Genomic DNA, 19,162 nt, shown 5'->3' with positions numbered 1-19,162 from the left:
TCCGGTGCCGGCCTGCGGGCGATCCGGTGCGGGCCGACGGGCGATCCCGGGCGGTCCCGGGCGGTCTCGTGTGATCCCGTGCCGCTCATCCGCCCGCCCGCGAGACCGTGACGTACTGCTCCCGCACCTCCCGGTAGCGCATCAGCTCGGCCGAGATCGGGTCGAGCACCCTCGCCCGGCCGCACCCCGCCGCCGCCTCGCGCAGCCGCCGCTCCGCGTCCTGCCCGTATCGCCGGGCAGGCCCCCGTGCCGCCGCGCCGCACGCCCACTCGACGAACGGGCCGCCGACGATCCCGGCGAGCATCACCAGCACGGGCGGCAGCAGCCCCGGCTCCAGTACGCCGATGATCTGGCCCACCAGCCAGAGCGCCCCGAAGATCTGGAGCAGCGTCATGGACGCCTGGGCCAGGACGGCGGCGGGCCACCAGGCCGGGCGCGGCGGCCGGCCCGGCGGCGGGCCCGCCGTCACGGCCAGTTCGTCCAGTTCCTCGGGCAGCCCCTCCGCGCCCCGTACGGCCGCCTCGCGCACGGAGTGCGCCCATGGCTCGGGCAGCCCGGCGGAAGCCTCCTCCACCACCGTGCGCACGGCCTGTTCGACGCGTTGACGCGCGGTCAGCTCGTCCTCCACGACCGCCGGGGCCGCCAGGGTCCCGCCGCCGGGCGTGCGCTTCCTCTCGTACCACCGCCACAGGCGCAGCCAGGGTGTGCCGCACGCGCGTCCGGCGTTCCTGTGCCACTCGCGCTCCGCCGTCTCGCCGGCGGCGACCGCGCCGACGGCCCAGGCCAGCCGGTCGGTGAACTGTTCGCGGGAGCGTTCGCCGAGGCCGGCGCGCCCATCGGCGACATACGCGGAGCGCAGCTTCACCGCGGCGGCGTCCACGTCGGCGGTCAGCCGCAGCGCCGCGGCGCCGCGCCCCCGCACGAACCGGCCGAGCAGGTCGCGCAGTTCGCCCACGCCCTGTCCGGTCAGCGCGGAGACCGCGAGGACGGTGGCGCCCGGCTCACCGTGTTCGCCGAGGGCCATGCCGTCCTCGTCCAGGAGGCGCCGCAGATCGTCGAGGACCTGGTCGGCGGCGTCGCCGGGGAGCCGGTCGATCTGGTTGAGGACGACGAAGGTGATCTCGGCGTGCCCGGCGAGCGGCCGCAGATAGCGCTCGTGGAGCGCGGCGTCCGCGTACTTCTCGGGGTCCACGACCCAGATGACGGCGTCCACGAGGGCGAGCACCCGGTCCACCTGGTCCCGGTGGCGTACGACGGCCGAGTCGTGGTCGGGGAGGTCGACGAGGACGAGGCCGTGCAGTTCCTCGTCGCCGTCGCCGCCCGCGAGCGGCCTGCGGCGCAGCCGTCCGGGGATGGCGAGCCGGTCGAGCAGTCCGGCCGCGCCGTCGGACCAGGTGCAGGCGATGGGGGCGGAGGTGGTGGGCCTGCGCAGGCCGGTCTCGGAGATGGGCACTTCGGCGAGCGCGTTGAAGAGCGTCGATTTGCCGCTGCCGGTGGCGCCCGCGATGGCGACGACGGTGTGGCGCGAGGAGAGCCGCTGCCGTGCCGCCGCCTCGTCCAGGACGCGGCCGGCCTCGGCGAGGACGGCGCCCTCGACGCGGGTCCTGGACAGCCCCACCAGTTCGCCGAGTGCGTCGAGCCGGGTCCGCAGCGGGCCGCCGTAGGCCCCGCCGATGGGCGTGTGCGCCTCGTTGTCGCCCTCGGAGCCCCCGGACAGCTCTGACAGCTCCGCCAGGCCGTCCAAGGCGTCCAGGCCCTCCGTGGCACCTTTCTCGCCGGCGCGGCGGGCGATCAGGCCGTCGTCCCAGGATCGGCCGGTGTCGGCGGGCTCCCCGGATGTTCCGGAGGGCTTCCCTCCGGGCGGGGCGGCCTGCGGCTTCGCGTCCTTCGTACCCTTCGCGTCCTTCCCGTCCTTCCCGTCCTTCCCGTCCTTCGCATCTTTCGCGCCCTTTGCGGCCTTCGCCTTCTTGGCGTCGGTCACGTCGATCACCTTTCCCTCTGAAGTACGGACAGTGCGGCGATCAACTCGGCCTGCGGTTCTGGGCTGACCTCCAGTGCGTCGAGGGGCGCCAGCCGCCGGTCGCGCTCCCCGTGCAGTACGCGGTCGATGTACGTCGTCACCAGTGCGCCGCCCCGGTCGCGCAGCCGCAGCGCCCCCTGCGCCCCGATGCGTTCGGCGAGCCGTTCCCCGGCGAGCCTGGCCCGCCGGCCGCCGAGCAGGGCCGCGGCCAGGAGGGCGGCCACCGTCTCGGCGTCGGGCGCGGCGTTGCGCTCGTGCTGCCGTACCTCCTCCTCGGCCAGCTCCTCCAGGACGCGGCGCCAACGGCGTACGGCCATCCCGACCCGTTCCACGGCCTCCGCGTCCGGGCCCGGCACCGGCAGCACCCCCGCCGCGGGCTCGCGGCGCCAGACGGCCTCCACGCGCTCGTCGGCGGCGGCCACGGCGCACTGGAGGAGCGCGCCGAGGCTCTCCACGAGCGAGTCGAGCAGTTCCCGCGAGGAGCTGTCCCTGGGGTGGCCGCGCCACCGGGTCCGCGCATCCCCGGCGAGGACGGCGCCGCGCTGGAGCTGGCGCCGCACCCGCTCCCCCTCGGCCGTGTACGCGTCCTCCACGGCGCCTGTCAGCCGTACGGCGGCGGCGTACTGCGCGGCGACCGCGCCCGCCAGCTCGGGCATGCGCGCGTTGAGCGAGTCGATGACCCCGGCCGCCGTACGGACGAGGGCCTGCTGGCGGGCGGCGGGGTCCTGCACCCGGTGCGCCAGCCAGGCGAGCAGCGGCGCGACGGCGGTGGTGGGCAGCAGCCCGCGGCCGGCCCCGGCGGACTCGGGCAGTTCGGGGATGGTGAACCGGGGGACGTCGCCGAGGCCGGCCCGCTTGAGGAGGGCGCCGTACTGCCGGGACACCTCGTCGATCACCTGGTGGGGCACCCGGTCGAGGACGGTGACCAGGGACGCGTCGTACTCCTTCGCGGTCCGCAGGAGGTGCCAGGGCACGGCGTCCGCGTACCGCGAGGCGGTGGTCACCATCACCCACACGTCGGCGGCGCAGATCAACTCCGCCGCGAGCAGCCGGTTCTCCACCACGAGCGAGTCGATGTCGGGCGCGTCGAGCAGGGCGAGTCCGCGGGGGAGCGCGGTGGCGGTGTCGATGCGCAGCGCGTTCTGCACCGTGCCGGCCGCTCCGTCCGACCCCGTGCCGGGCGCGGGGTCCTCCTCCTGCTGGGGCAGCCAGACGCGGGCGAGGTGGGGAAGCACCCGCATACCGGCGAACCAGTGGTGGTCCTCGGGATGACAGACGAGTACGGGGGTACGTGTGGTGGGGCGCAGCACCCCCGCTTCGCTGACCCGCCGCCCCACAAGGGAGTTGACCAGCGTGGATTTTCCGGCCCCGGTGGAGCCGCCGACCACCACGAGGAGGGGCGCCTCGGGGTCCCGGAGCCGCGGCAGCAGATAGTCGTCGAGCTGCGCCAGCAGTTCGGCCCGGGTCTGCCGGGCGCGTGGTGCCCCGGCGAGGGGCAGTGGAAGACGCACGGCGGCGACACGGTCGCGCAGTGCGGAAAGTGCGTCGATCAACTGGGGCCGTACGTCCAAGGTCACCACATGCGAAGAATGCCCAATTTTGGAGCCTTTTTGAAGCGTATGGGCATCTCTGCGCGCCGATTACGCTTCGGGACAGACGGGACGAGTGGGGCGCAGGCATAACGAGTGCACAACACCCGGGGCGCGAGAGCCCAAAAGCGATGCACGAATCGCACCTGCCTGCGATTATCGGTTCGCTTCACTGAACCTCCACAACGTGCCACGCACGTGAAGCAACCGGGTCAGGGTGATCGGAGCCCTATCCTTGTCCCGGCAAGGTCACGGAACCGCCCACCAGTGGCTCCTGGCCACCGAGGCCACTACCGGCCCCCGTAGCTCAGTGGATAGAGCAGGTGCCTTCTAAGCGCTTGGCCGCAGGTTCGAATCCTGCCGGGGGCGCCATTGGAATATCATCAGGACGCCGACGTTTTTGCAGGTCAGGCGGTGTCTTTCTGGCCCATCGGATGAAACGGGCGTCACCCTTCCGCGGAAGGCAGAGTCCGGCTGGCGCCGGCCAAAACCGAGCTTCTACGGGTGTCCGTCCCACATACGTCCCACAGAATCGAGTGGCTTTAAGGTTCCGTGCGGCCGATCTTGGCTTTGGGAGGATGCCACCCATGATGGATACACGAAGGGGCCTTGTTGTGTGGAACACGTGCCTCGCTTCGGGCGCGGGAAACGCGCCTGGGGGAAGATTCTGGGTACGCTATCGCGACGTGCCGAGCTATTCGGGGGCCGCGAATGCTGCCGTCCGCGCGCTCGAACAAGGTTGACTGCCTCCCGGCATCGCGTCAGTAGCGTTGGGCGTGGAGGTCCGCACGCGTCCACGGCGCCAATCGCCGGTGGAGACGGTGGGGAGACCGAGTTCGCGTGTCCCTGCTGCGGCTAGGGCTGGCCCCAGGAGGAGCCGCAAAGAGCTCTGTTCACGCTGCTGCCGAGGGGTGCCACCGAGCCCCGATTGCAGATCGAGCATCTGGATACAGTGGCCGCGTCCGGCATCGGATCGGCTTCACCGGCAAGAACCTCCCGCCGCAGTTGGACTGCGAGGTCTTGTCCGACTCCCCCGATGCGGCGCGCAGCAGAGCGGCCTCGGCCCTGCTAGAGCTGGCCCGAGGCCGCTTGTCACACGCGCTCTGGCCGACGGTCTTCGTCATCTTCAAGGGCCTTCAGGATTCCCTCGACTTCCCCGTCGATACAGCGCGCGTAGATCGTGAGCAACACCAGGGTGCTGTTGCCCGCCCACTCAGCTACCCGGGCCGGCGGAGTGCCCCTGTTGAGCCATGTGGTCAGGCAGGTATGGCGTAGGTCATACACGCGTTTGCCCATCGGGGTTTCCTGCTCGCGTTTGGAGAGCACCTCCTCACGCGCCTTGCCCCATACTCGCCGGAATACAGAGCCCGCGAGCATGCCTCCCTTTTCCCCCGGGAAGAGAAGGTCCACCTCTCCTAGATCATATTCCCTTATCACCTCACGGAGGACGCGAACGAGAACCGGCCGAATAGGTATGACGCGCGTATCTCCCTCACCTCGCCCCTTGAGCCAACGCTTTTCGTGGGCCTCGCGGGAGTCGGTCCACCGGCTGCCAACCTCCGGCTGGGCTTCATGGACGAGGAACTCGCCCCACCCGGTCTCCGGCAGCGTGGCGTCTCCGACGCGGAGGGCGACGGCTTCTTCGGGGCGAAGACCCGCATAGTAGATAGTGGCGAAGAAGGCTCTGTAAAGGGCACCTCGTCGCGGACGCTCACCTATCCAGTCCAGCATCTTCGCGACCAGGGCGCGGTTCAGCAGACGCCGCTTGTCAATGGAGTCCGCCACCTTCGGGGACGTGCGGTCCTTGCCCTTCGGGAGTGGATTCTGCTTCAGGTAGTCGTGCCTGATGGCATAGCTCATGACGAGGTTCATGGTCCGGTCATTACGCTTCACCGAACTGGCGGCTACCGCAGTCCCGTCCAGACGGGTACTGAGGGCGACGACGACCTTGTCAACGTTCTCAGCCTTCTCCCAGGCACTCATCGGGGGAGAATTGCGCCTGACCCAGTCGAGGATCGCCTGAATATCATCCGGAATAGGGTTGTCGGGATCATTACGGCAATTACTGAAGGCGAACTCCCGGAGCGCCCTGCGCACCTTCACCGAATTGAAGTGATCCGGTATCGGTCTGCACAGCAGCGCGATGGTCGCGGGCGCCAGGACCTTGGCCATGTTCTTCCGGGTGTTCGCGGAGGCGCTCGGCCATTTCCAGTCGAGGTATTCGACAACAAAGTCGAACCAGTTCGTCCCGGACGCCTTGGATGACAGCCACGTTACCGGCAGGCCCATTTCAATATCAAACGGCTCACGCTTCCGCTGTGCGGCCATGAGTTTCGAGCGCTCGTCGTCCGCAACGACATACTTCTTGTACGTCTTGCTGTGCTTTTTGTGGGCGACTTTCCAACGGACAGTGTACGTGTTGCCCTTAACTCGCTCGTTCGTCTCGATGGGATAGAAACGAACATCCAACGAACTGGTGTCCATCAGGGAGTGTCCTCGCAATCCATGAGCCAATTCTCGAAGTCTCCACGCCGTACACGAAGTTGTCCGTTGGGGAGTCGAATACATCGCGGTCCGCGGCCCTTCTGCCGCCAGTCATAAAAGGTGGACCGCGCGATCTGAAGTTCGGTGCAAATTTCATCTACCGTCAGCTTCTGGCCTGACCTAATAGCTACTCCCATGCACCCATCAATCCTCGCCAGGAGATCATGGAAGTGGACCGACGCCCAAGGAACATGGACAACTGAACCCGAAAAAATGCAGGGGGTATCGCGAGGTGGCGCATGAGAGAGAATTTCCTTGCTGAGACATGAGGAGCGACAGAGTCTCGACAGCACCAACACCTCGCGCGGCGCGCGAGGGCCGGCCGCCTTCTGGCGGTGTGCGCTGTCCACGGCAGAGGACGCCCTGGCAGAGCTACTCTGCGCCTCCTCTCGACTGCGCGAAGCTGCCTCCGTCCGCCACAGCTCCACCGTCAAGCACAGTCGAGTGCAACACCATTAATCGTCGCGATAATCACCGGTTTGGCTAACCGGGGATCGTCGTTTATGTTGCGCCCGCCCAGCCCCTTGGGACGTCCACGGCAGCGGCCAGCGACGCCGCCAGTAGGCGCTCAGGCGCCCGATTCCCACCTGCTCCCCGACCAGTGGACCTGTCTCACAAAGGTGCTTGGGCCTCACGACGACAACAAGACGTGGAAGCCAAGGGGCGGGCTACACAGACGATGATGCGACGGTCAATGCGGTACTAACCTTGCACGAGGCGCCCGCGGAACAGGCCGACCGCGCAGACGGGGCGCACAATCCGGTGGAGACGGCTCCGCAGGCTCCCGTCACTTGGCCGAACCAAGCGGCCTGCAGTAGGGGGAAAGAGAGCGGATTCAGTGAAGCGGACGGAGCGAATAGCATTATCAAAAAGACGAGCCTTCCAGGTAAGGACCATGACAGCAGCCTCACGCGATGCGGAATTCCGGGTGAATCCGCAACTCTAGCCGTAGCAGAGTAGCTGCACCTTCTGACCTGATGTTTGCAGGGACGTTGTACATTGACATGATCCCGGCGAAGGTTTCCAGTCTTTTGAAGTACTTTCTTGTCTGCCGTGGGCGAATGCCCACGCTCGGACCCAGCGGCGACTCCTGGCCTTGGATCCATGAGATGGAAAAAACATATCGATACCTGCACCGCGAAGCCGTTGTACGATTTCACCCATAAGGCCGCGGTCATTCACCACAGGACTCGGTATGCGGACCGGAGATTCCTGGACTGGGTTCGAGAAACACATTCGCGAAGTGCGAGCCGCCAACGAAACCAATCGGGCCCGGCAAGCCATGAAAGAAGAACGAGGCCAAGGTGCACGCCGCTCCGCGGGACGTGAAGGATCGGCTGCCGCACGACCGACGCCCTTGCTGTACGTCGGCGAGGAGACCGCTCAAGCTCTCAAGGAGGCTGAGGAGGATAAGTCACCGCAGCGCCGTACGGCTGTGGGTCTGTTCGAGGCGTGATGGTGTGCGGAGCAGGGGCGGGTGGCGAAGCCGTGCACCACGGCGAGGTAAGCCGAGTACGGGCGTCCCCTGATGGCGCGCGGGCTCAAGGTCTCCTTGATTCGGCACTATATGTCCCTGATCCGGACGTCGATGCCAGCCGGGGAGCGGCCTGACCCGAGCGTGTACCTGATGCTCCTCCGCCACCACCGGAAGAAGAACAAGCGGGCGCTGCGCCGCAAGGAAGCGTTCCCCATCACCCTGTCGTACCTGGTCCCGATGATGAAGAAGGCAGAGGCGGACGACCGGCCGATCGGGTGGCGGGACTCGGCCGCAGTGTCGAAGACGTCGACCTGGACCTTGAGGACCTGACGGTCTTGGACGACATGGTCATGGTGTGGCTCGCCGAGGACAAGACGCACACGGGCGAGGAACAGACCCTCTACCTCCACGACGGCGAAGACCTCCGGCTGGTCCTCCGGATGCGCCGCTGGGTCGGCTACCTTGCTGAACAGGGCATTACAACCGGGCCCGTGTTCCGGGAGGTCAAGCGCAACGGCACCGTTGCCTCGTCGGAGACCCGCGCGAAGACCGCCACCATGCGCGGTGACTACCTGCGCCCGCAGACCGTCAACACGCGGGTGAAGCTGTGGTTTTTGAAGGCGGGACTCAAGACGGACGGCCGTCCTGTGTCATCGCACAGCCTTCGCGCCGGCGGCGCCACCGACCTCGGTATCAACGGCGCGACGGACGAAGAACTCGAAGAGGCCGGCCGCTGGAAGAAGGGCTCATGCATCCCCCGAGAGCGGTACGTGCGCCCGACGAAGAACAAGAAGAAAGACCCCTTCAAGAAGGTTCCGATGCACGACCCTGCGGCTCAGGCGCAGAACTGACGCGGGTTCGAGAGGGGAGGAACATTACCGACGCCGTGGACGTCGACGGACACCGGGGCCGTGTCGTGCGTGCGGCTGACGGCGACGAGCGGATAGGCGACGGTCGCCCTCACCTGGGGCCCGCTCGTCTGATTCGGGGGGTTGCTTACGAGGCTAATGTGGCAGAAATAATAGAGCGGGGCCCTCCTCTCCGCGAGTGAGGAGGGCCCCGCGCACCATGCGGTGAGCAGCTTAGTCAGTGGTGATCATGCCGACGAAGCTGCTCCATGCGCTCGTGGGAACCACCAGCTTGGGCCCTGCCACGTTCTTTGAGTCGCGGATGCCAACCTGAACGGTCAAATCGGCGATTTCGACGCAGTTGTTTCCGGCGCCATCGGAGTACGACGATTTACGCCACGAAGTGTCGGCCCTGACAAGAACCGACACTTCGCGGATTGGAGGATTGGTCATTACTTCAACTCTCGGCTCAATTTTTTCAGAAAGGTGGGCGTGTCCTCCGGCGGGAGCGCCGAAGCCGTGATCGCGTTGAATTTGCGGGTGAAACGGCCGACTTCACGGGGCTTGTCGGTGACCGACGTGGCACTCCACGCGTTGTCGACTTGCACCGAGGTCGGCAGATCACCGTTCAGTTGCAGGACGCTGAAGTCATGCACAGGCACGTACCCCCGGATCTTTGGCGGGTGTATGGGCAGAACCTGGATGGTGACGTTGGGGAGGGAGGCGAGGCTGGCGAGCTCGTCGTACTGCTCGCGCATGACGGCCGGGCTTCCGATGAGGTAGCGGAGCGCCGGCTCCCATAGAACAGCTCGGAGGATGAGCGGTTCCTCAGATCTGGTGATGGCCTCTTTGCGCCTCATCCGTACTTCCACATTCCGATTGATGAACTCGGTAGTGGTCTCCTCGATCGGCTGAGACAGCTCGTACAGCGTCTGTGAGTATGCCTTCGTCTGCAACAGCCCGAGCACGAGCACCGGGTGGAACGCCCAGGTCTCCCGGGCCGCCGACTCGACGCCCACGAAGCGCGGCATGCCGGACGGCATCGTGGAGCGGAACGGCGTCCACCAGTCCTGACTTGCCCCCTGACGCTGGATATCCAGTAGCTGCTCCACATCGCGCTCGTCAGTCACGTTGTAGAGGTCCAGAAGCCCCCGGAGGGCGCCGGCCGTGCCCAGGTCTTGAAGACCGGTCTCGACCCGCTGGAGCTTGGCGAAGTGCAGCCCGCTGACCGCTCCCGACTCGATCACTTCTTCGAGCGTCATCCCTGCCCGTGCCCGCAACTGCCTCAACTCGTAGCCAAGCTCGATGCGTCGCACCGTCGGCCTAGGCTTTTGCACCATGTTGTAGTCCTCCCCATCTCATGCTCCTGCCGAACGCGCCCATGCTCCCGCCTGACCGAGTCAATCGATCAGTCTTCCACGCCATGCGATCGCGGAATCAGTCGATGCATACGCTTTGACATATGCCGGTTTCTACTCTCAAGAATATTCACTGGCGTAGTCGTTGCCCTGTAACTGTCCCATAGGGCACGGTGGTTGAGCCACAGCGGAGCGTGAGCGGAACGTGCCCTCTGCCCCCTGTTTGGCGTGCTTGAGCAACACCTGCCCCCTGCGGAGGAACCCCCCATGTCTCGCATCGCCAGCTTCGAGCGTTATCAGAGGGAGCGCGTGAACCAGAAGGCGAAGGACGCGGCGCTGGCCGGGTTCGCCCTTGCTCTTTCCCGGACCGCGTGCCGCGACGGGATGGCGCCGGGGGATGCGTGGAAGCCGCGGCAGGCGCGGCAGTGCCTGTGTGGGCGGCTCGTTCAGTGGGAGTTGCCGCATCTGGTGGAGCCCGTGGGGCTGCTGGTGTCCGAGCTGGTGACCAACGGCTTCCGGTACGGGGCCGGCACGACGGTGGCGGTGTCGCTGCGGCTGGCCGAGGGGGCTGAGGGGGACGTGCTGCGGCTGACCGTCTGGGACGGGTCGCCGCAGTGCCCGCAGATCTGCCTGCCGGGTCTGTCGGCGGAGGGCGGTCGCGGACTGTTGATCGTGGAGGCGGTCGTCACCGAATGGTGCGGCGAGTGGGGCGTCAGCCCCGATTGCGCCATGACGTGGTGTCTGCTCCCGGTGGCGGGCGCCGCGTGAGCAGCACGTCGTACGAGCCGAACGAGAGGGCGTTGGCCGCCCTTGACGACATGCGCGCCCGGATCACCAGCGGGGAGACGGGGACGAGGTTCCTTCAGGGCAATCAAATAAGGGCGTACTACAGGATTCGGCATCTGTCTGCTGCCTGGATTCTGGACACGTTGCGCGAAGAGTCGCTTGTCGAAACGAGAATGGGCAAGGGCAGCCGGGTGGTCTCGCCGAGAGTTCCGCCCTGGTCCCAGACGCCCAAGGGTTTGACCGCGCTGGAGCACATCGAACGGACTGTCCGGTCGCGGATTTACCTTGACGTCTACCCGGTCGGCAGCAGACTTCCGTCGGTGTCCGCACTGGGGGAAGAATTCGGGTTTCATTTCAACACAGCGGCGAGGGCGATTCGGCCGCTCCGGCGGGATGGACTCATTGAATACCGGCGCGGGCAGGGAAGTTTCGTGCTCGCGAATCCCGCGCGGAAAGATCACAGAGGGAAGGCGAAGTGATGGCAGGAGCAGGACGGGAGTTCCAGCGGCGGTCTTCCGACACGCTGCGGGATCTGGACGCGCTGCGGGGTGTCCTGGTGGCGCTGAGGGCCGATCTGCTGAACGCTGCTCCGCCGGAGCCGGAGGCCGACGAGATCAGGCGGCTCTGTGTCTTCGTACTGGGGGGATGCGTTGTCATGGCGGACGCCGAGGAGGCGGAGACGCTGTGTCTGGCGCTGCGCCGGTACGTCGACGTCCTGGCCGTGCGGGCGCCGTCGGGCGTCGATGAGTGGAGCAGGGCGCGGGCTGGGGAAGTGCGGCGTCTGCGCGCTGAAAGCGCGGAGAGCGGTGTGGGTTTCGGGTTCGCGGTACGGCTGGCTCGGATATGCCTGGATCTGCTGCGGGTCGTTGACGCGCCAGCCGTGAGGCGCGGGAGCGGCGCGGCGGCCGGGCCGGTCTGCCGTACGGCCGCGGAGGCCAAACGGCCTCCCGTTCTTCCTTTGCGTTGGCGGGGCGCTCGGGGGACTCTCCGGCGATCCGGTCTCTTCGGCAAGTAATTCGGAAACTGCCCGTTCTGGATCTTTTTCTCGATCCCCGATCTCAGGATTACCGATCTGAATGCTGACGGACCCTTTTGTGATATCCACTTTCGCCGGTTCGGCGCTGATCCTGACCGGATCCGCTCTCGTGATCACTCGGCGCCAATTGAAGGCTTCAGCCCGTGAACTCCTCCGGTTGAAGGAGGATTTTCGGACGACGGCCGCCGCGCACGCCACAGCCCTGGAGCAGGCGCGGCGGGCCGGTTCCAGGGCGGAGCGGGACGAGCGGGACGAGCGGGACCGCCGCGAGCGCCTAGAGGCCGAGTACCGCGTCCATCTGCGGCGGCTGGAGCGGGTGGTGCTGGAGGAGGAGCATCTGCGTACGGTCCGGATCCCCAGCCTGCTGATGCATCTGAGGGCGCCGCACATGGCGGTGCCGGGGCTGCTGCACCAGGAGCTGGCCGGTACGTCGATCGACGTCGAGCACCGGACGGTGCTGGAGGCGGTCGGCCGTGGGGTGACCGAGGAGGGGGTGCGGGCGGACGAGGCCGGGCTCGCGGTCGTACGCGGCGTGCTGGCGCAGGCCCACTCGCTGCACCTGCGGATGCAGGACCAGATCAAGGCGATCGTGGACGGACATCCGGACGCGGACCCCGTGCTGATGCGGGCGGTGCTCGGTCTGGACATGGCGAACGAGATCATCGGCCGGGCGCTCCAGACGCCGGCGGTCGCCTGCGGCGCTCCCGCGCTGCTGTTCCGGGAGCAGACCTATCTGGTCGACGTGGTGCTCAGTGCCGCGAGCCGGGTGCACGGGTTCCAGGACCGGATCCAGGAGCCCGCGAACCACCTGCGGCGGCGGATCGGGGTGGCGGAGCAGCACGTCGAGGCGCTGCGGATCATCGCGTCGGCGCTGCTCGCGAACGCGGTCGAGTGCTCGCACAGCACGCTGAAGGTCGCCGTCGAGCTGCACGAGGCGCCGGCCGGGGTGAGCGTGACGATAGATGACCCGGGTGTGGGGCTGTCCGCGGAGCAGCTTGAGCGGGGGCGCCGGCTGGTGAGCGGGGCGCGTGCGGTGCGCCTGGTGGAGCTGGGGGATCCGCCGAGGTCGGGGTGGGCGGCCGTGGGGATGCTCGTGCGGCAGCACGGGTTCCACGTGAGCTTGGGGAAGGGGCGGCACGGCGGGGTGTCGGCCGTGATCCACATTCCGAACGCCCTGCTGGTGGAGATGCCCGCGGACGAGGAGCCGTCGGTGCTCGCGCCCGCCCCGGTCTCCCCCGCCCCCGCCCCCGTCCGTACGGGACCCGCCAGTGCGGTGGAGGGGCGCAGCGTGGAGACGGGTGGGTTGCCCTGGCGGCGCCGCCGGGCGAAGGAGCCTGCCGAGGCGCACCAGGGCGGTACCGGCGGGGAGCACCGGTCGCCGCAGGAGGCCGGGCAGGTTTGGGGGGCGTGGCGCCGCGGCCAGCAGGAAGGGCTCGCGCTGGTCGAGCATTCCCGGTCGGGCGATGACGCCGATGAGCACACCGAAGGGAACTGAGCGATGTCTTCACCTGATTCGCAGGGGGCCGTGTTCGCGGCGCCGCTGGCGCAGGATCTGTCGTGGATTGTGACGCCGCTGCTGGAGTTGCCGCATGTGACGGCCGCGGTGGTGTTCAGCCGGGACGGTCTGATCCTGGGCCGGTCTCCCGATCTGCTGCGGGAGACCGGTGAGGGGATGGCGGCGCTGACCGGCAGTGCGCTGGGTGTGGCCCGCACGATGGTCGCCACCGCCAGTTCCGACACGGACGCGGTCGCGGACCTGGTGGTCAGCACCCGGGAGGGCGGTGTCTACTACGTCGCCCCGGCGGGGGCCGGTTCGGGCCTGGTGCTGTGGGCGAGCCGCGGCGTGGACATGGGCCGTCTGGCGCGTGAGGTCCAGGTCCAGGTCAGCAGGCTGGTCGCGGCGTTGGACGAGGCGAGCAAGAGCCGCACCCCCAGCGCACCGCCGCCGCGGTCATGAGCCCGGCCCGGCGCCGGATGGTCCCCGCCTTCATGGGCGTGGCCGGCCTGGACGTCCCGGACCGTATCGGCCTGGACCGCACCACCCTGCTCTACCCCGCGGCGGACGCCACCGCGGTCGCGCTGGACGTGCCCGCGCGCCGGCTGCTGCACCTGATCGCCGAGCAGCACGGCGGGCTGTCCGTGTACGAGGCGGCTGCCGGTCTGGGGCTGCCGTACTGCGTGGTGCGGATGCTGAGCGCGTCCCTCGCGTCCCGCGGGCTGCTGGAGGCCCATGATCCGCCGCAGCCCGCCCAGTTGCTCGACGCCTCACTCCTGGAGATGGTCCTCGATGGCCTCCGCGCCCTCTGACACAACGGCTCTCCGGCCGGTGCAGTTGAAGATCGTCATAGCCGGTCCGTTCGGGGTCGGCAAGACGACGCTGGTCGGCGTCGCCTCGGAGATCGCCGCGCTGACGACGGAGGAGACCCTGACTCAGGCCGGGGCCGTCGTGGACGACCTCGCCGGGGTCCGGTCGAAGACCACGACGACGGTCGGTATCGACTTCGGACGGCTGACACTGCGCGCGGCCGATCCCGCGCACCCCGGGGTCGTGCTCTTCCTCATCGGCGCGCCGGGGCAGGCCCGGTTCCGGGCGCTGTGGGACGAGCTGACCTACGGCGCGCTCGGGGTACTGGTCCTCGCGGACACCCGGCGCTTCGACGCGAGCTTCGACGTCCTGGACCTGGCCGAGATGCGGGGCCTGCCGTACGCGGTCGCGGTCAACCAGTTCGACGACTCCCCCACCCACACCGTGGACGAGCTGCGCCGTGCGCTGGATCTGGCGGACCGTACGCCGCTGACCCTGCTCGACGCCCGCGACCGGGCCTCGGCCCGGGACGCGCTGATCACCCTGGTCGAGCACATCAAGGAACAGGTGCTGTCCTCATGACGACTTACATACCCGGTGCGGCCCGTCTGTACGGCGCCGAGTTCGCCGCGGACCCGCAGGCCGTCTACGCGATGCTGCGGCAGCAGTTCGGGCGGGTGGCGCCGGTCGAGATCGCCCCCGGAATCTACGCCCACCTGGTGATCGACTACCGGGCCGCGCTGGACGTCACGACCAACGCGGGAGAGATCTGGTCGAAGGACCCGCGGCCCTGGCAGGCGGGCCTGCCGGACACGGCCGCGGCCCGGGGGCTGATGGGCATGATCGGCTACCGGCCGAACTGCCTGTTCTCCGACGGCCAGGCCCACCAGCGCTACCGGCGGGTGATCTCCGACTGCTTCGCGATGATCCCCCCGCACCGGATGCGGGAACTGGTGATCGAGTACGCGGACCGGCTCATCGGCGCGTTCGCCGCCACGGGCCGCGCCGACCTCGTCAGCCAGTACGCCCGGCTGATCACGCTGCACCTCTTCAACCGGCTCTTCGGGCGGCCGGACAAGGACAGCGCCGCCCTGACGGCCTCGCTGAACGGGCTCATGGACGCCACCCCCGAGCAGGGGGAGGCAGCCACCGCCGCGTTCGGCCAGTACATGAGCGACCTGCTGCACTCGAAGTACGAGCGGCCGGGCGACGACTTCACCACCTGGCTCCTGCACCACCCCGCCGCCCTGAACCACGAGGAGGCCCTGCACCAGCTGATCCTCACCGTGGGCGCGGGCAACGAACCGCTGGTCAACGCGATCACGACCGCGATCTCCCGCTGGCTGACCGACCCGCGGTTCGCCGCCTCGCTCACGGACGGCGCGCTCAGCATCCACGACGTCCTCCAGGAGGTGCTGCGGGAGGAGCCGTCCATGGCGAACTACGGCCCGTACTTCGTGACGCGGCCGGTCGAGTTCCACGGGAGGTGGATCCGGCCCGGCGAGCTGGTCCTGGTCTCCTACGCCGCGGCGAACACCGCGCCGACGGTGCTGCCCGACGGGCCGCGCAGCGACACCGGAGCCCATCTCGGGTTCGGGGCCGGCGCCCACCGCTGCCCCGCCGCCGACCCCGCCCTCCTGATCGCCCGGACCGCGATCGAGCGGATCCTCACCCTTCTGCCCGGCCTGCGCCTGGCCGTCCCGCGCGCCGAACTGCGCTGGCGCCACGGCCCCTTCCACCGCTCCCTGGCCGAACTGCCCGTCACCTTCACCCCCGTCCGCCCCGACCAGCCCGGAGAGACCCCGTGGACCAGCAGCCCACCGCCCTCGACCCCTACGGCCGCGACATCCCCGGCGAATGCGCCCGACTGCGCGCCGCCGGCGACGTCGTAGCCGTCACCCTCCCGGGCGGCATCCCCGCCTACGCCATCACCCGCCACGACCACCTGCACGACCTGATGCTCGACGACCGCGTCAGCAAGGACCCCCGCCGCCACTGGGCCCTGTGGGACCAGGCCCTCACCCGCCCGGCCTGGCGCTGGGTCCTGGGCTGGATCGGCCCGCAGAACATGCTCAACACCTACGGCCGCGACCACACACGGCTCCGCAAACCGCTCCAGACCACGTTCACCGCCCGCCGTATCGAGGCGCTGCGTCCGCCGGTCAGCGCGATCATCGAGCGGCTGCTCGCCCCGCTGACCGTCCTGCCGGCCGGAGCGACCGCGGACCTGCGCGCCGTGCTGGCCTACCCGCTGCCGATGGAGGTGATCAGCCAGCTCTTCGGCGTGCCCGCGGACCGCCGCCCCCAGCTCGCCGGTCTCGTCACGCGGATCATGGACACCACCGCCACCGACGAGCAGGCCGCCGAGACCGTCGCCATGATCGACACCGTCGTCTCCGCCCTGATCGACCACAAACGCAAACTGCCGGGCGACGACCTGACGAGCGCCCTCATCGCCGTCCTGGAGACCGATGACGGCCGCCTCACCCCCGACGAGCTGCGCGACACGATCCTCCTGACCTACGGGGCCGGATTCGAGACCACCGTCCACCTGATCGCCAACGCCGCGCACCTCCTGCTCACCCACCGCGGCGTTCTCCGCCGCCTGCTGGCCGGAGAGATCTCCTGGGAACGCGTCCTCGCCGAGGTGCTGCGGCTGCGCCCGAGCATCGCCAGCCTCCCCCTGCGCTACGCCGTCGAGGCCATGACCCTCAGCGGCGTCACCATCCCCGCCGGGGCGGCGATCCTCACCACGATCGCCGCCGCGAACCGCGACCCCGAGCGCTACGGCCCCGACACCGACGAGTTCAACCCCGAACGCCCCCGCGACCCCCGCAGCCACCTCGCCTTCGGCGTCGGCGTCCACCACTGCCTCGGCCGCGCCCTCGCCCTCATGGAGGCCGAAATGGCTCTGCGCGCGCTCTTCCAGCACTTCCCCGGCATACGCCTGGCCCACGACCCCGAGCCCGGACACGTCCCCTCGTTCATCGCCAACGGCCCCGCCACCCTCCACGCCACCCTCAGCGCACCCCCGATACCCGCGAACATCACGGGCAAGGTGCTGACTTTCGGAGGCCAGGATCACCCCGCGATGAAGGAACTGCGGGACTACGTCCTCTACGCGTACGACGGCGGCCGGACCGAAGGCGACAGCGTCCGCACCATCGCCCTGAACACCCGCCGGTCCAACGGCTCCACCTACAAGATCCTCGCTGAAGCGGGCGTTCCGCTGCGCTCACGCGGCGGCACCATGCGCTCCCCCTCCGCGCGCGCACAGCGCCACCCCCGCGCCTCCTGATGACGGAGCAGATACCGATCACGGAGCAGGAGCGCGCCGTGCTGCTGCTGGCCGCCGAGGGCTACACGAACCAGCAGATCAGCCGCCACCTCGGGATCTCTGAGCGCGCGGCAGCTCGGCGACTCGGCGAGTTCACCGACCGCCACGGCCTCCGTGGGCGCACGCACGCCGTGGCGTACGCGCTGCGCAACAGACTCATTGAGCCAGTGGAGCCGGATGACGGGTAGCACTCCGCAACCAGGCGGACAGTCCGCCGCCCAACCCACGCACACGACTGATGGGACGTCAGCCCATGCACACCAACCCCACCATCACCCTGCCCGACCATGACGAAATCGTGCGCCGTCTGCTGACGGTCAACGACGAGCCGCACATGAGGAAGGGCTTCTACCCGCGCATCGCAGCAAAGGCCGGAGCCACGCTCAACGGGCGCGGCGTCGCCTTCGCGCTGCGCCTGGCCGTCGCCGACTACATGGCCGGCGGTCCGCCGTCACCGATGAACCGGATCCTCGAAGAGCTGCTGCCCGCGTACGTCACGGTGCTCGTCGACGACACGGACGTACGGGCCGACGCGCACGCCGCCCTCGAAGAGGCACGACGGCAACGAGAGTAACGAGCACTGCGCCTCCGATCCGACCACCACCCAGGGTGGCCCCCGCACTTCGTACGGCCGCCGCGAGTTCCGGCGACCGTAGCCGCCCGCCTCGACTCCGTGCCGCCGACGGGACACCCCCGTCTCCGAGACCCGTCGGCGGCACGGTCCCACCCCCTCCGCCGTACATCCGCGTTCCCAGCCCGGTCCCCGGCGGAGGGACCCGGCCGCTGGTACTCCCCGCGGGGAGTACCAGCGGACCATCCGATACCGAACAGAATGCAGGAGAAATGACCGCGGTACTCCCCGAAGCGACGTTGATGGAACAGCAGACCGACATGCTGCGGCAGATCGGCGCGATCTTGTCGAACAGTCCCGCAGGCGCCTCCCTGCATCTCCTGGTCGCCCCGTCAGAAATGACGATCGGCGCCGACGAAGTCCTCGTCCAGACGTTCAACAAGGAGCGGGGGATCATAGAAATCCAGCCGCGCAGCATCACCGACCTCCACCCCACGGACATCATTCACGACACGCAGGTGGTCGATCCAAGGGATCAGGGCTCCATCGATTACGGAAGCAAGCCGATGGCCAGCAACTGCAAATACATCCCCCACCGCCCCAGCGAGGGCCTGACCGCAAAGGGCCACGTCTACATCATTTAGGGGCGCAGGCGTGGACTCCCAGATGCATCAGAATATTGCCGCAGAGATTGTTGCCCCGCTCTGGTCCGCCGCTCTGCCGTCCTACCGTGCCGGCGGAGTTCAGGTCCGGCATCTGCCGCGCCTTTTCGAACCGGACTGGACGGCCGGGCTGCCTCTCCCCCTGGCAGAGCAGCGACCCCCTGGTCAGACCGTGGCGCTGGCCGACGACGCCCGCTTCCACCGCGAAACCGACGAACGCAGTCTCTCCACCGCCTACAGCCAGCAGCCCCGCACACGGGTCTACGAAAGCATTGACGCGCGAAGCGACGGCTGGCACAGCCTGGTGACCACCAAAATGGCAAGCCTGACCCGGCATCGCGTCATATGCACGATGTATGAATCAAACGCCATCGATCAGAATCTCGGCGCCCACTACGACGCGTGGTTCGGGGCGATCATGCAAATGCGTGGCGCGAAAACCTGGAAGGTCTGGGAACACCCTCAGAAAGACCCGAAGGAGATCGTCACCAGAGCGGGAGATGTACTCCTCCTTCCCCCGCACGTGCAGCATGACGTCACCACTCCGGAATACTCGGTACATCTCGTATTCGCCATCACCGGAAACCCCATAGCGAGCAATACGCCGTACGAGAAATCCGCCTGACCCT

21 protein-coding genes and 1 tRNA gene are annotated in these 19,162 nt (G+C 68.4%); 16 read left to right on the top strand and 6 right to left on the bottom strand.

Annotation, left to right across the window (positions count from 1 at the left end; translation table 11 throughout):
- Positions 1-85: 85 nt before the first annotated feature.
- Positions 86-1,981, bottom strand: coding sequence for a GTPase (locus tag ACIQ7D_RS10585; protein WP_403935884.1), 1,896 nt, complete (start codon positions 1,979-1,981; stop codon positions 86-88).
- A gap of 5 nt (positions 1,982-1,986) precedes the next feature.
- A complete protein-coding gene (locus ACIQ7D_RS10580) occupies positions 1,987-3,591 on the bottom strand; it encodes a dynamin family protein (protein WP_403936104.1) in 1,605 nt (534 codons plus the stop codon).
- A 314-nt stretch (positions 3,592-3,905) separates the two neighbouring features.
- On the opposite strand from ACIQ7D_RS10580, the gene ACIQ7D_RS10575 reads away from it, so the two are divergent.
- Positions 3,906-3,981, top strand: a tRNA-Arg gene (locus tag ACIQ7D_RS10575).
- 720 nt (positions 3,982-4,701) lie between these two features.
- Here the strand turns inward: ACIQ7D_RS10575 and ACIQ7D_RS10570 are convergent.
- Positions 4,702-6,093: a tyrosine-type recombinase/integrase gene (locus tag ACIQ7D_RS10570; protein WP_403935882.1), complete on the bottom strand. Its 1,392-nt coding sequence runs from the start codon at positions 6,091-6,093 to the stop codon at positions 4,702-4,704.
- Complete coding sequence (locus tag ACIQ7D_RS10565; RefSeq protein WP_403935880.1) at positions 6,093-6,290, bottom strand: helix-turn-helix transcriptional regulator; 198 nt, start codon at positions 6,288-6,290, stop codon at positions 6,093-6,095. The genes ACIQ7D_RS10570 and ACIQ7D_RS10565 overlap by 1 nt, the downstream gene beginning before the upstream one ends.
- 1,490 nt (positions 6,291-7,780) lie before the next feature.
- Between ACIQ7D_RS10565 and ACIQ7D_RS10560 the strand changes: the two genes are divergently transcribed.
- Both ACIQ7D_RS10560 and ACIQ7D_RS10555 read left to right on the top strand, forming a co-directional pair.
- Complete coding sequence (locus tag ACIQ7D_RS10560) at positions 7,781-7,960, top strand: hypothetical protein (protein ID WP_403935878.1); 180 nt, start codon at positions 7,781-7,783, stop codon at positions 7,958-7,960.
- Positions 7,961-7,965: 5 nt separating this feature from the next.
- On the top strand, positions 7,966-8,481 hold the full coding sequence (locus tag ACIQ7D_RS10555; protein ID WP_403935876.1) for a hypothetical protein: 516 nt from the start codon (positions 7,966-7,968) through the stop codon (positions 8,479-8,481).
- 231 nt (positions 8,482-8,712) lie between these two features.
- On the opposite strand, the gene ACIQ7D_RS10550 is transcribed toward ACIQ7D_RS10555, so the two are convergent.
- Positions 8,713-8,931 (bottom strand): DUF397 domain-containing protein, encoded by a 219-nt coding sequence (locus ACIQ7D_RS10550; RefSeq protein ID WP_403935874.1) that lies wholly within the window; start codon positions 8,929-8,931, stop codon positions 8,713-8,715.
- Positions 8,931-9,818, bottom strand: coding sequence for a helix-turn-helix domain-containing protein (locus ACIQ7D_RS10545; RefSeq protein WP_403935872.1), 888 nt, complete (start codon positions 9,816-9,818; stop codon positions 8,931-8,933). Before ACIQ7D_RS10545 ends, ACIQ7D_RS10550 begins: the two co-directional genes overlap by 1 nt.
- Before the next feature lie 285 nt (positions 9,819-10,103).
- Here ACIQ7D_RS10545 and ACIQ7D_RS10540 point away from each other — a divergent pair, with 285 nt between their 5' ends.
- The 13 genes from ACIQ7D_RS10540 (at position 10,104) to ACIQ7D_RS10480 (ending at position 19,158) form a co-directional block, all read left to right on the top strand.
- Positions 10,104-10,604 carry an ATP-binding protein gene (locus tag ACIQ7D_RS10540; protein ID WP_403935871.1) on the top strand — a complete coding sequence of 167 codons (501 nt, stop codon included), beginning with the start codon at positions 10,104-10,106 and terminating at the stop codon, positions 10,602-10,604.
- Complete coding sequence (locus ACIQ7D_RS10535; RefSeq protein WP_403935869.1) at positions 10,601-11,101, top strand: GntR family transcriptional regulator; 501 nt, start codon at positions 10,601-10,603, stop codon at positions 11,099-11,101. Before ACIQ7D_RS10540 ends, ACIQ7D_RS10535 begins: the two co-directional genes overlap by 4 nt.
- Complete coding sequence (locus ACIQ7D_RS10530) at positions 11,101-11,637, top strand: hypothetical protein (RefSeq protein WP_403935867.1); 537 nt, start codon at positions 11,101-11,103, stop codon at positions 11,635-11,637. The genes ACIQ7D_RS10535 and ACIQ7D_RS10530 overlap by 1 nt, the downstream gene beginning before the upstream one ends.
- A 178-nt stretch (positions 11,638-11,815) precedes the next feature.
- Entirely contained in the window at positions 11,816-13,153 is a 1,338-nt protein-coding gene (locus tag ACIQ7D_RS10525; protein WP_403935865.1) for an ATP-binding protein, read from the top strand.
- 3 nt (positions 13,154-13,156) lie between these two features.
- Entirely contained in the window at positions 13,157-13,615 is a 459-nt protein-coding gene (locus tag ACIQ7D_RS10520; RefSeq protein WP_403935863.1) for a roadblock/LC7 domain-containing protein, read from the top strand.
- Entirely contained in the window at positions 13,612-13,965 is a 354-nt protein-coding gene (locus ACIQ7D_RS10515) for a DUF742 domain-containing protein (RefSeq protein WP_403935861.1), read from the top strand. Before ACIQ7D_RS10520 ends, ACIQ7D_RS10515 begins: the two co-directional genes overlap by 4 nt.
- Positions 13,946-14,545 carry a GTP-binding protein gene (locus ACIQ7D_RS10510; protein WP_403935860.1) on the top strand — a complete coding sequence of 200 codons (600 nt, stop codon included), beginning with the start codon at positions 13,946-13,948 and terminating at the stop codon, positions 14,543-14,545. The genes ACIQ7D_RS10515 and ACIQ7D_RS10510 overlap by 20 nt, the downstream gene beginning before the upstream one ends.
- Positions 14,542-15,855, top strand: a complete 1,314-nt coding sequence (locus tag ACIQ7D_RS10505) for a cytochrome P450 (protein ID WP_403935858.1) — start codon at positions 14,542-14,544, stop codon at positions 15,853-15,855. Before ACIQ7D_RS10510 ends, ACIQ7D_RS10505 begins: the two co-directional genes overlap by 4 nt.
- Positions 15,768-17,261 (top strand): cytochrome P450, encoded by a 1,494-nt coding sequence (locus ACIQ7D_RS10500; RefSeq protein ID WP_403935856.1) that lies wholly within the window; start codon positions 15,768-15,770, stop codon positions 17,259-17,261. Before ACIQ7D_RS10505 ends, ACIQ7D_RS10500 begins: the two co-directional genes overlap by 88 nt.
- Positions 17,261-17,488 carry a response regulator transcription factor gene (locus ACIQ7D_RS10495; RefSeq protein ID WP_403935854.1) on the top strand — a complete coding sequence of 76 codons (228 nt, stop codon included), beginning with the start codon at positions 17,261-17,263 and terminating at the stop codon, positions 17,486-17,488. Before ACIQ7D_RS10500 ends, ACIQ7D_RS10495 begins: the two co-directional genes overlap by 1 nt.
- Positions 17,489-17,538: 50 nt before the next feature.
- Complete coding sequence (locus ACIQ7D_RS10490; protein ID WP_403935853.1) at positions 17,539-17,874, top strand: hypothetical protein; 336 nt, start codon at positions 17,539-17,541, stop codon at positions 17,872-17,874.
- A gap of 269 nt (positions 17,875-18,143) precedes the next feature.
- Positions 18,144-18,515 carry a hypothetical protein gene (locus ACIQ7D_RS10485; protein WP_403935851.1) on the top strand — a complete coding sequence of 124 codons (372 nt, stop codon included), beginning with the start codon at positions 18,144-18,146 and terminating at the stop codon, positions 18,513-18,515.
- 10 nt (positions 18,516-18,525) lie between these two features.
- Positions 18,526-19,158, top strand: coding sequence for a JmjC domain-containing protein (locus ACIQ7D_RS10480; protein ID WP_403935849.1), 633 nt, complete (start codon positions 18,526-18,528; stop codon positions 19,156-19,158).
- Positions 19,159-19,162: the final 4 nt, after the last annotated feature.

The organism is Streptomyces sp. NPDC096310 (genome assembly GCF_044763125.1).
GTDB lineage: Bacteria > Actinomycetota > Actinomycetes > Streptomycetales > Streptomycetaceae > Streptomyces.
The sequence above is the reverse complement of the archived record's forward strand: the minus strand, read 5'-3'. Positions and strand labels throughout refer to the sequence as shown.